Annotated in this window: 11 protein-coding genes; 3 read left to right on the forward strand and 8 right to left on the reverse strand. The window is 30.5% G+C overall.

The genetic code is table 11. The features are described from left to right. Positions 1-291: 291 nt before the first annotated feature. The 4 genes from argE to EYW44_RS19520 form a co-directional block, all read right to left on the reverse strand. Positions 292-1,446 carry an acetylornithine deacetylase gene (argE, locus tag EYW44_RS19505; protein ID WP_132726709.1) on the reverse strand — a complete coding sequence of 385 codons (1,155 nt, stop codon included), beginning with the start codon at positions 1,444-1,446 and terminating at the stop codon, positions 292-294. Between the two features lies 1 nt (position 1,447). Next, positions 1,448-2,851: a YfcC family protein gene (locus EYW44_RS19510; protein ID WP_132726711.1), complete on the reverse strand. Its 1,404-nt coding sequence runs from the start codon at positions 2,849-2,851 to the stop codon at positions 1,448-1,450. 201 nt (positions 2,852-3,052) lie between these two features. Beyond that, entirely contained in the window at positions 3,053-4,765 is a 1,713-nt protein-coding gene (ggt, locus tag EYW44_RS19515) for a gamma-glutamyltransferase (RefSeq protein WP_132726714.1), read from the reverse strand. A gap of 293 nt (positions 4,766-5,058) precedes the next feature. After that, positions 5,059-6,696 carry a hypothetical protein gene (locus EYW44_RS19520; protein ID WP_132726716.1) on the reverse strand — a complete coding sequence of 546 codons (1,638 nt, stop codon included), beginning with the start codon at positions 6,694-6,696 and terminating at the stop codon, positions 5,059-5,061. Between the two features lie 351 nt (positions 6,697-7,047). Between EYW44_RS19520 and EYW44_RS19525 the strand changes: the two genes are divergently transcribed. Beyond that, positions 7,048-7,818 carry a LamG domain-containing protein gene (locus EYW44_RS19525; protein ID WP_165872278.1) on the forward strand — a complete coding sequence of 257 codons (771 nt, stop codon included), beginning with the start codon at positions 7,048-7,050 and terminating at the stop codon, positions 7,816-7,818. Between the two features lie 16 nt (positions 7,819-7,834). Here EYW44_RS19525 and EYW44_RS19530 read toward each other — a convergent pair whose 3' ends face one another. From EYW44_RS19530 to EYW44_RS19545, 4 genes are read right to left on the reverse strand one after another with little or no spacing between them, the layout of a single operon-like run. Then, complete coding sequence (locus tag EYW44_RS19530) at positions 7,835-8,587, reverse strand: LytR/AlgR family response regulator transcription factor (protein ID WP_132726722.1); 753 nt, start codon at positions 8,585-8,587, stop codon at positions 7,835-7,837. Positions 8,588-8,589: 2 nt separating this feature from the next. Further along, entirely contained in the window at positions 8,590-9,657 is a 1,068-nt protein-coding gene (locus tag EYW44_RS19535; RefSeq protein WP_243643703.1) for a sensor histidine kinase, read from the reverse strand. 9 nt (positions 9,658-9,666) lie between these two features. Further along, positions 9,667-10,467 carry a hypothetical protein gene (locus tag EYW44_RS19540; RefSeq protein ID WP_132726727.1) on the reverse strand — a complete coding sequence of 267 codons (801 nt, stop codon included), beginning with the start codon at positions 10,465-10,467 and terminating at the stop codon, positions 9,667-9,669. 2 nt (positions 10,468-10,469) lie between these two features. Beyond that, entirely contained in the window at positions 10,470-10,886 is a 417-nt protein-coding gene (locus EYW44_RS19545; RefSeq protein ID WP_132726730.1) for an ABA4-like family protein, read from the reverse strand. Positions 10,887-11,058: 172 nt separating this feature from the next. Between EYW44_RS19545 and EYW44_RS19550 the strand changes: the two genes are divergently transcribed. Together EYW44_RS19550 and EYW44_RS19555 are read left to right on the forward strand one after the other, a co-directional pair. Further along, entirely contained in the window at positions 11,059-11,655 is a 597-nt protein-coding gene (locus EYW44_RS19550) for a Crp/Fnr family transcriptional regulator (protein ID WP_132726733.1), read from the forward strand. A gap of 58 nt (positions 11,656-11,713) precedes the next feature. Next, positions 11,714-12,454, forward strand: coding sequence for an acyl-CoA desaturase (locus tag EYW44_RS19555; protein ID WP_132726736.1), 741 nt, complete (start codon positions 11,714-11,716; stop codon positions 12,452-12,454). Positions 12,455-12,499 lie beyond the last annotated feature (45 nt).

Consider the following 12,499-nt stretch of genomic DNA (forward strand, 5'->3'; position numbering starts at 1 on the left):
ATTATAGTTAGTTGGTTTAATTTTCTAATTAATTATATATCTCTAATTCATTGCAATTGAATTTTAGTTTAAATATTGCTTAGTCTCCTAAATTTAGAAACTTGTCCGATCGAGCGCAGTCGAGATCCTTAATAATCAACTCTCTACTAATTTGTAAGCTATCTCCGTTCAAAGACTTTTTACTCAATAATACTCGAAGAGACAGTTTCATATCTCTTCACACTCACTTAGTACACTTTAAAACTAAAAGCTTAACACATTTACTACTTCAACTCCTAGATTTTCAATTTTTTATAAAGACAATTCTTTTATCAATTTTTGAATCATTTCTTCTCCTTTTTTTAACTGTTCTTTCGATATAAACTCATTGGCTCTGTGAGCTTGAGCAATTGAACCAGGACCACATATTACCGATTGAAAGCCTTCATTTGCAAACTGTCCTGCTTCTGAAGCATAAGCCACTGTATTCAATTTAGATTTGCCACAAATATTTTTGATAAAATTGACAACATCTGCATCGTCTTTAGTATCTAAATGAGGAACAGCCGGATGATTTTCTATTGTTTTAATACTAAAATCAGGAAAAATGTTTCTTAATTCAGCTTCTCTTTCTCTACAATAGGCTTCAAACTCTTCAACAATACTAGTTACATCGTCCATTGGTATCGTGCGTACATCCCAATAAAAGTGAGCTTTATCAGCTATAATATTAGGCGCAATACCTCCTTTTACTTGTCCTATGTGAATTGTAGAATGTGGTGGATGAAAACGAGCATCTAATTGTTTGTCTTCAATTAATTGATTCATCTTATTCTCTAACCAAAGCATTAAACGCATAGATTCGTGAATAGCACTTACTTCTTGTTTAATTCTACTACTATGACCTTCTGAACCATTCACATAAGTTTCTAAAATGTGAATTCCTTTTTGCCCCACAATAGGCTCCATTAAAGAAGGCTCTCCAATAATTGCGTATTTAGGCGTTTCTTTGTAAAAATTGTTGATTGCTTTGGCCAATTCTGGTCCTGCTAAACAGCCAATTTCTTCATCATATGAAAAAGCAAAATAAATAGGTTTCTTTAAATCTGCTTTTATCATTTCTGGTAATACAGCCAAACAACAAGCAACAAATCCTTTCATATCACAAGAACCTCTTGCATATAATTTACCATCTTCTTTGTCTGTTAAAACAAACGGATCTGTATCCCATTTTTGTCCTGCTACAGGAACTACATCTGTATGACCAGAAAGAATCACGCCTCCATCTACTTCTGGACCGATTCTACAGTGTAATGAAGCTTTGTCTCCCTCTTCATTAGGAACTAAATTCACTACTATATTATACGATTCTATATATTCCTTTATCCAATGAATAATACTTAAATTACTTTCGCCACCAAGCACTGGAAATGATACTAATTTTGAAAGAATATTTTCTACGGTCATACTAATTGTAATTTATGGTTACTGCTATGATTAATGTTAAAAATGAAATTGCTACAATACTTAATAATACTGGAAATATAAATCGTAACCATCGATCGATAGGTACACGACACATACTTAACATGGCTATTAAACCACCTAAAGTAGGATTGATAAGGTTAGATACTCCGTCACCTATTTGAAATGCCAAAATTGTAACTTGTCTTGTTAATCCTAATGATTCTCCTAATGGTAACATTACTGGTAAAGTAGCTAAAGCTTGTCCACTTCCAGAAGGAATGAAAAAGTTGATTACAGATTGTGATATAGACATACAAATTGCAGATGCATGCAATGGTAATCCTTGTAAAATAGTTGAAAGTTGATGTGAAATAGTATCTCCAATATTTCCCATTTCCATTAATACTTTAATAGAAGTAGCAAAACCTACCATAAAAGCTCCTGGTGCAGCTAAACTTACTGATTTTAATACTGTTTCACTAATACTTGTAGCACTCATATTAGAAATGATTCCACAAAGAAGAGCAATCATTAAAAAGATAGCAGACAGCTCGTTGATGTACCAATTCAGGTTAAAAACACCGTATAAAACAACAGCTAAACCAATGATAAACACTGAAATAACCATCCAATTTTTGCTTGTTAAGCTATAAAAATCTATTGGTTGTGATAATGATAGTTCGCTTGTATCTAATCCTTGTCCTAAACTCTTACTTGGATCTGCTGAAATTTTCTTAAAATATCGAACATTATAATACGCCATAATTGCCAATGCAGAAAAACAAAGTATGCTACGTAATAAAGCTCCTGAAAACATAGGTAATTCCGCTAATTTATGTCCGGTTCCAACTGTATAAGCATTAATTGGAGATAACCCAAAACCAACAGTCATTGCTCCTACAGAAATACCTGCAGCTAAAATTAAGTCTCCACCTAAAGCAAGGCTCAATACTGCTGCTATAGGAACCATGGCTATATTGTTTTCATAACCTATGGCCATACCTAATAAGCCATAAATGAAAGTCATTATGACAATAATCAAGTATTTATTTTTAAGTCCTAGTTTTTTAACAAGCGTTCCTACTCCATTTTCAACGGCTTTTGTTTTATCCATAAAACCAAACATAATTGCTCCTGCTAAAACAATAAAAATAATTTCTACGGCAGCTTTAAAGCCCAATGGAATCGCTTTAAACATAGCTAACAAACCAATAGGTGTTGATGCTATAGTTTTATAAGAATTTGGTACAACCGTACTCCTACCATTTGTCATTACTCGTTCATACATTCCTGCCGGAAGTACATACGTTAATAATGTTACAAAAACGATGATGCCAAATAACATCGTTATTGCATGAGGAATTCGACTAAAGAAAGATGATTGGGATTTTGATGTACTACTCATTGGTTGTTTTCAATACTTGGTCAATAAATTTTATAGAGGTTGGTAGTTAGTTGTACAATATTTTTAGTTTGTAATTTTAAATACTGTTAATCAAAACATTAAACTCATTCACTTGTGTTTTTAACTACTGACCTCTATAATTTTAAATTAGATGACTACTAATTTAGTTCTTTGATGTGAGTAAAGAAATTAATTTTAGATTTAATATCCTGCAGCTTGACCATCTTTTCGACTTTCCGAAGCTCCATGATATACTTTATTAACATCATCCCATAAAATAGCCTGATAACCACCATAGATTCCTCTTGCCGTACCTGTTTTGTGACCTTTACCCATTAAACCTCTAAGAGTTGAATATGGTATTCCAGATTCTGTACGAATAGTTCCAGTATTGGTTGTAGTTGCTCCCATAGGGCTAGCACCGCCTGTATGATCCCATCTTGGAGCATCTCCTGCTTCTTGTAAATTCATTCCAAAGTCAACTAAATTCATTACAATTTGTGTATGTCCCATAGGTTGAAAATCTCCTCCCATAACTCCAAAACTTACAAAAGGTTTTCCTTCTTTGGTTATAAAAGCTGGAATAATTGTGTGAAAAGGTCTCTTTCTTGGTTCGTAAGTATTTGCTTGTCCTTTTTTAAGACTGAATAACTCTCCTCTATCTTGTAACATAAATCCTAATTTTGGAGGTACCATTCCTGATCCCATTCCTCTATAGTTACTTTGTATTAATGAAATCATAGTTCCTTCTTTGTCAGCAACCGTCATATAAATAGTTTCACCTGCTGATATTTTTCCTGCTGAATATGTACTTGCTCTTTTACCTATTTGTGCTCTCCTCTTTTCAGCATATGCATCAGATAATAATTCTTCTACAGGCACATCAAAAAAGTCCATGTCTGCATAATACTTAGCTCTATCTTCAAAAGCTAACTTTTTTGCTTCTGTGAATAAGTGTAAATGTTCAGTACTACCAAACTCTATATTAGAAAAATCATATCCTTTTAGTATTTGTAACATTTGAAGCGCTGCAATTCCTTGTCCATTTGGTGGTAATTCCCAAACATCATAACCTCTATAATTTACAGATACCGGTTGAACCCATTCTGATTTATGTGCTGCTAAATCTTTAGCTGACAAAAATCCTCCTTGCTCTTTGATAAATTTACCTATTGTTTTAGCAATACTTCCTTTGTAAAAAGCATCTCTACCGCCTTCAGCTATTTTCTTGTAAGTGTTTGCTAAATATGGATTTTTATAGATTTCTCCTTCATTAGGCAATTTTCCTCCATTTTGAAATTTGTAAGTATCTGCTATATTCGGAAATCCTTTTGATTCATAATAAGGAACACTTCTATTTAAATACCAAGCAATTAATTCTGTTAACGGAAATCCTTTTTCTGCATAATCTATTGCTGGTGCTAAAATTTCTGTCATAGGTTTAGACCCAAACTTTTTATGCAACTCAAACCACCCATCTACTGCACCTGGAACACTCACAGGTAAAGGTCCTAGCGAAGGAATTTTTGACATTCCTTTTTTCTCAAAATATTCTAAAGTTAATTTTTGAGGTGATCTACCACTAGCATTTAAACCATAAAGCTTTTTAGTTTTACCATCCCATACGATTGCAAAAAGGTCTCCACCTATTCCGCATCCTGTTGGCTCCATTAAACCTAAAGCTGCATTTGCCGCAATAGCTGCATCTATAGCGTTTCCTCCTTTTTTAAGAATATCTAAACCTACTTGTGTAGCTATTGGATGACTAGTAGCTACCATTCCATTTTGACCTAAAACTTCTGAACGAGTGGCAAAAGGTTTTCCTGTAACTCTATCTTGTGCTACACCATTAAAAACACTGAAAAAAAGTAAAAGATTACATAAATATAGTGTGTAGTTAGTTGTTTTAACCATTGTATTGTTTTTTGAAAACGTTTCTAATTATTTTATTAATTCTGGAATAAAATAACCGAAATAATAGTTTTTTTAGTTGATGTTCCTCAAAATATAACACTATTGTTTAGTATTCGTCAATATTCATGTTTTTTAGTAATTATTTAACATCCTTACCACAAGGATTCACAACTAATTCTTTGATTAGCTCTCAAAAAAACAGTTTTCTACAAACTTTATAATTGAATATAAAAATAGCTCCTTCAACTAATGCTGAAAGAGCTTATGTTTAATTCAATTTATTTGAATGCGTATTAGTTGATACTTTCTAATAAATCTTTTGCATTTTTACCATTCTGACCTCCTTTATCCATAGCAATTACTTTATTTAACAATTCACTAGCTTTAACTTTGTCGCCCATTTTAAGGTATCCTTCTGCTAAGTTTTTAATAGCGCTTGGTGATTTTGGAAATAATTGAGATACAAATGATAGTATTTGTACTGCTGTTTGTGGATTGATTTCTAAAAATCTTTTTCCTGACTTACTCAATTCTTCTTCAAAGTTGAAAAATTTATATCTAGGATCTTTTACCATTTTTGATGTTTCCATGGCTAATTTTTGCATATTTCCTTCCATGAACAACTTTCTAATGTAATCCATTGGATTAGGTTTAAAATTTTCTCCAGAAAAATTCAATGCTGCTGTTAGTATCGGATCTTGATTAGTAATATATTCAGTAGAACTTATACCCACTGGTATTTGTGGAGCTGTCCAATCTGCATTTTCCCACGCTGGTTTATCTTGCCACCATGCATACGACAAATAAGCTTTAATTTTACTGTTGGGTAATATTACAGTATTAGTATCTCCCCAGAAATTAATATTCTCGGCGGTTGGTTCTCCTACAAAAAGTGCATTGGTATAATTATCTATTTCATTTACTAAGTTCTGACTAGCTGAAAATGTTCTTCTACCAATAATTACATACAAACTACCTATTTTATTAATTTTTTCAGATTTGATGATATTTGTTATTATAGGTTTATTTAAATAGTTATTTCCTCCTCCATTTAAACGTACATCTAATACTAATTTTTCAACCTGATTTTTTTCAATAAAATCAAAAACTCTATTATAAAATGTTTCTGTGTCTTCTGTTTTATCGTTTGCTATTCTGCTGTGTCTAACATACACCGCTTTTTCTTTAGGTAAATATTCATAAAAATAAACCTTGTCTAAATTCTTCAAAAACAATGGGGTTTTTGATTCATCTCTAGCTCCTAACCATTCTTCATTATCACTTACAAATCCGTACTTCGTTGGCACTGATTTACCTTTTGGCAATGATTCGAAAGTTTGAGTGAATGTTTTTCCATCTTTCTCTAAGGTTAATGTTACAGAACTTTGTAATTCTTTCGTTATTTTTTGTGCATGTAAAACCTCTAAAATAACAAGGTGATTGATACCATAAGCTTTAAAATATTGACTATTTTCTGAATTTACAACTGGTTGTATTTTTTCTAAAGCATGTTCAATAGTCATATTATTAACCTTTAAAACTTTAGCTCCCAATGCTTTTTTATATTTTTTGGTAGTTCCTTGAATGAAAACTCCATCAGTAAATTCATATAAATTAAATGGTAAGTGATGAAAAGATGACCTACCTTCTAAAAATATACCTGTATGTCCATATTTAAATAATGATACAATTTTAGACATTCCTACAACAATCTCGTGTTCCCTTAAATTTGGAATTTCATTATAAAGTTTTTCTACTTCACTATCAAAAGCTTCTTTATCTATTTTAACAAATAAAAAGTTATAATTTTTGTGAACGGTATTTTGTAAAAATAGAAGGTCTTTTTGCCATTGGTTGGTAGTTACTTTTTCTTGTGCTGTTAAAAAAAGGCACACAAACAGCATTATTAGAATAGTGAATGTTTTTATCATGTTTATTTTAATATTATTGTTACAATGTTTGAACCTTTTTAAATAATGTTTACAACAAATATTAGCTTTTTATAAGCTGAATGATACTACTTTGTATTGAAACGTTGTTTTTTATACTTGAAGTGTTATGTATTAAGTTTGGCTAATTTAATTCTGATGTATAACTTTAGATTTTTAATGTATGTTCATTTTAAATAATGAACATTAACAACAACTAATCATGTATTTAGCAACCAAACACCAATTTTTAATTATCATTTTAGCCTCTTCTTTATTTTTATTTTCATGTAAAAAGAGAAAAAAGAGGAAGTAAAAATTGTAGACACTACTAAAATTGATTTAAAAAAGGCTTTGACTTTTTACTCGTCTTTTGACAAAGGTATTGATGCTGATTTTGCTTTAGGAGACAATAGATTATTTACTGTTTCTAATAGAAGAACAGGTTTAGATTCGGCTAAAGTTGGTTTACATAAACCAGATATTTCTATACAAGAAGGCAAAGGTAAATATGGTGCTGGTTTAGTGTTTACAGAACGTAGCCAAGGAAGTATTTTTTATGCAAGTGAAAAAAACATAGCTTACAATACAGAAAATTGGAATGGTGGAATTTCCTTTTGGTTGAGTTTAGATCCTGAAACAGATTTAAAGCCTGGTTATTGTGATCCTATTCAAATTACAGACGTTAGTTATAATGATGCTGCTATTTGGGTAGATTTTACCAAAGAAAATCCGCGTGATTTTAGATTGGGTGTTATTGGTGATCGTGAAGTATGGAATCCTACACCTGAAGGACCTGATAATGAAAATCCTATTTTTATAAAACGTTTAACAGGAGTTAAAAATCCTCCATTTGGAACAAATAAATGGACACATATATTCATTAATTTTTCTGGTTTAAATACCAACAAAGGACAAGCTTCTTTATACATTAACGGTAAACACATGGGAACTCGAAATGATATTACCACTCCTTTTACTTGGGATGTATCAAAATCTAATATGTACTTAGGGCTTGGTTATATTGGTTTAATGGATGACTACTCTGTTTTTAATAGAAACCTATCTGATAAAGAAATTACTACTTTGTATGAATTAGAAAACGGAGTACAAAGTCTTTTTTAATTGTAAATTAGTACTGTTAGGTATTCATCCATTCTTTGAAATCACTTGTTTTTTGTCTGCTTACAATAAACTCTTGGTCTCTTGGGTTTTCTACAACAAGTTTTACTCTGTGATTAAAATAAGGTTCTATTTTTTGAATTGATAATTTGGCTACAATTTGTCCTCGATTAATTCTGTAAAATTTATGATCATCTAACGAATTAAATAACTGATCAACAGTTTCATCTATAATGTATCTTTTATTATGTGTTACTCCAAAAGTAATACTATCTTGAGAGTATATATATAATAACTCAGCTATTCTAATTTGTACAAAACCACTACCTTCTTTTACTAAAATTCCAGTTCGTTTTTGTGGTGTTTGCATACTAGCTAAAAGCTCCCTTAAAATAGAAGGATCAACTGTATTCGCATTATTCGATTTTTTGAATTTACGCAATGCAATTTGTAAATCTTCTTGCTGTATTGGTTTCAGTAAATAATCAACACTATTTACTTTAAATGCCTGAATGGCATATTGATCAAAAGCAGTTGTGAAAATTATAGGTGCATTAACTTCTATTTTTTGAAATATTTCAAAACTTAATCCATCCGCCAATTGAATATCCATAAACACTAAATCAGGCACTTCATTTTTACCAAACCATAAAACAGCATCTTCAACAGTATCAATAACATCTAATAATTGATACTCAAAATTTGTTTTATGAAGTAAGTTTTGTAATTGACGAGCTGCACGTTGTTCATCTTCTATTATCAATGTTTTCATAGTTATTTCTTTGGATTAGATCTTTTTAATAACGGAATAGTTACTGTAAAGTGCTCATTATTATCCTTTATCTCTAATGGTTGATTGGATATTAAAGCATATCTTTTGGCTATATTTTTTAATCCTATTTTTGTTGATGGTACTTTTGTTGACTTTGGCTGAATTTTATTACTAACAACCAATCCTTTACCGGTTGTTTCAACGTTAATTAACAAAGGTTTAGCTCTAGACACTACATTGTGTTTTATTGCATTTTCTATTAAAAGTTGTAAACTCATGGGTACAATTAACAAGCCTAAACTATCATCAGAAACATTCCAATTTACCTTTAAATTATCTCCAAATCGCTCTAATTGAATATGAATATAAGACTTTACAAACTTTACTTCTTTTTGCAGAGCTATTACATTTGAATTACCAGATTCTAAAATAAAACGATATACATCTGAGAGTTTATCTACAAATTTTTTAGCATCTTCTTTAGCTTCTTCATCAATAATGTCTCGTAACGTATTTAAGCTATTGAATAAAAAGTGAGGTTGTGCCTGATTTCTAAGCGTATCTAACTGCGCCTGTATCATTATTTGCTTTGTTTGCTCTTCCTCCCTTATTGATTTTTTTAATCGTATGTAATAGTAAATAGCTTCATAAATAGCCATAATCATTATGGTTATAATGGTAACTGGTATTAATACTTTTAATTGCTGTGAATGGCTCGCATTTGCTCCCAAAGAATTGAAAATAAACATTAACAATTTTCCTCCGAAGAAATCAACAAAAACCACAGTACTTATAATGGATAATAGAAAAATAATGACTCTTTTTTTATCATCTTTAAAATCAGGGAATCGTTTTCTTAACCCAATTAAAATACTTCGTATAATTAACCAATTACAAATTGTAAAAAATAAAGAAACAGACCAGCTCAAAATTGCTTCAAGTAAAGGATATCTGAAAAATGATTTGCTAAAAAGAAAATCGGTAATAAAACTTAACATTATCATCCCGATAATTGTAAACCAATTATCATTAAATCCTAAATATTGAATTCTCTTTTTTTTGTTAAACATTAGCATTCGTTATAGTCTTATAAGTGGTATACCTTGCTTGGCTTGATAAAAAACAAATCCGATCCAAAAAGCATAGACAAAGGCAAAAGTAGTTACCATTAAGATTTGTTTTTTACTAGTTGATTTCCATTTTTTTGAAAGTACGAATGCGAATAACGGAATTATTTGTATTGTATGCAAACTAAAAAAATGTGCAACTCTTAAATCTCCAGCAATAGTACTCCAGTTTAGTATAGGTAGACCTTCTCCTCCATCAGCTATACCAACAGTATGAGACATTTGTTTGATCATTTGCCCCCCAATCCAACTACCTATAACAATTACAATCCAGCCTAACAAAATAGCCCATTGAATTGATTTTTCTGTATGTAGTTTTAATCTAACTGTATCAAAAATAAACCATATCATTACCAACACATTAATAGCAACCAGCAGTCCCATAATTCCGAACAATATACCATCAAATGCACTAGATGTATTGTAATGGGATTGTACTCCTCGAACTCCTTGATAAGTGATAATACCAACTTCAACAAGCAAAGTCCAAGCAGTAATGTGATTGATAATATTCTTCTTTAAATTTGAATACGGATATAAAGTAATTAAAAAGCCAACCGTTAATAAATAAACAGCAACAGAAATATTAAATTTCAATGGTTTAATCCATACATTTATTCCCATTAAGGTTCTAGAATCTATAAAAACACCAACTATACATACTAATGATACTACTAAATGAACTAGAGCAATAACATATAATACTTTGCTTTGTTTTTTTACAGTCTCTAAAAAATCTAATACATACTTCATGATTACTTCTCTTTAATAAACTTTATAATCATAAATAAAAAGAAACCTAAGGGTCCAAACATAAATGCACCTAATAGACAAGGCGCCATAATTGCTTGATGTATTTGTAATTTTTTATTCTGATCTAGCATCCACATTCCAACTACAAGATCAAAAGTTAAATAATGAACCCATCCTGCTAAAACAGCATTCTGTTGAGTAAAAAGTTCCATAACAGATGCTAAACTTCCAAAATCCATCATACCTCCCGCTTGTATAGAAATGAAAATATAGATGATGTAAATTACAGATAATAATATAGGGATGATTTTATAATCAATTAAAAACCTGGTAACTTTCCATTTAGGTAAGAAAATCATTAAAATCCACATAGGCATAGCCATCATATTTGCTATTGAAAAAACTTCTGAAGGTGACATAAAATAGTTGTTTAAAAGATTGATATTTTATTGAATATACACTCAAAGATGTGATAATTTTAGAGTAAATAAAACAGCTTTATTTTGAACCGTCGTTTATTCTTGTTGAAATGTATTTTTACACTTTCAATTTAACATTTCCTTCTTATTAATTAAGTATCTTGCATTAATTATGAGTACAAATACAGAAAAAACATTAGAAATAGTCAGAAATTATTTAGAACAGTTTGCTGTTGTTTCTGATAGTGATTGGAGTTTTTTTTCTTCTAAGCTTAGTAAACACGTTGTTCCTAAAAAAACTACATTTTTAAAACTAGGTAAAGTTGAAAACTCTATTTCTTTTATTATTTCTGGATTGGTTCGTTTTTACATACCTAATATTGATCCTTCCAAAGAAATTACCTTTGGTTTCTCTTTTAAAGAACAGTTTATAAGTGCTTATGATTCATTTTTAACAAGAAAACCTTCTCTTTACGAAATAGAATCACTTACAGAAACTGTTATTTTAAGTATTGGCTATGATGACTTGCAAGAGGTTTACAAAACAACTCAAATTGGTAATTTAATTGGTCGATTAACAGCCGAGCGTCTTTTCTTATTAAAATCGAGAAGGGAGCAAAAATTATTACAATTTACTGCTAAAGAACGTTATTTAAATCTTTTTAAAGATCATCCTGAGATAATTAAGGAAATTCCTTTAAAATATATTAGCTCTTACATTGGTGTTACTCCACAAGGATTGAGTCGTATTCGCAAAGAAATTAGTTAACATTGGTTCATTGTTCTACGTCTTTTCTAGAAGTAATTTTGCAAAAAATTATAATTTTATGGCAATACTACTTTTGGTATTTTTTCTTTGGTATTCAAGTTTATTTTTTCAATCATTTTTTCTTCATAGATATGCTGCTCATCAAGTATTTACCATGTCTAAAAGAACAGAAAAAATCACTTTCTTTTTAACTTGGTTATGTCAAGGACCTAGTTATTTAAGTGCTTATGGTTACGGAATTATGCATCGAATTCATCATGCATACACCGACACTGAAAAAGATCCACATTCGCCAAGTTACGATGGTAATATGTTTGCTATGATGTGGAAAACAAAAAACATTTATCAAGATATCAACCAAAAACGAATTGAAGTAGATCAAAAATTCATGAAAAACGTTCCTCAATGGGAAGGTTTTGATCGTTTTGCAGGCTCTAGAATTTCTAGAATTGCTTGGGGAGTTGTATATACTATTTTATTTGCTGTTTTTGCTACAGCATGGTGGCAATGGTTGTTATTACCTGTTTTATTTTTGATGGCACCAATACACGGTGTTATTATTAATTGGTTTGGTCATATTTATGGTTACGTAAACTTTAAAACTACTGATACTTCTAAAAACCTTTTTAGATTTGATTTTTTAATGATGGGTGAAGGTTATCATAATAATCATCATAAACACAGTACAAGAGCTAATTTTGGAGGTATACATTGGTACGAAATAGATGTAACTTATGTTATAATGCGTATTTTACACAAAGTTGGTATCATTAAAATTAAATCTTTAATCGCCAAGTAGACTTTAATCAAATCAATATTCATCAAGCTAAAGTATCTAGCAACT

Source organism: Tenacibaculum sp. M341, from assembly GCF_004337695.1.
Classification (GTDB): Bacteria; Bacteroidota; Bacteroidia; order Flavobacteriales; family Flavobacteriaceae; genus Polaribacter.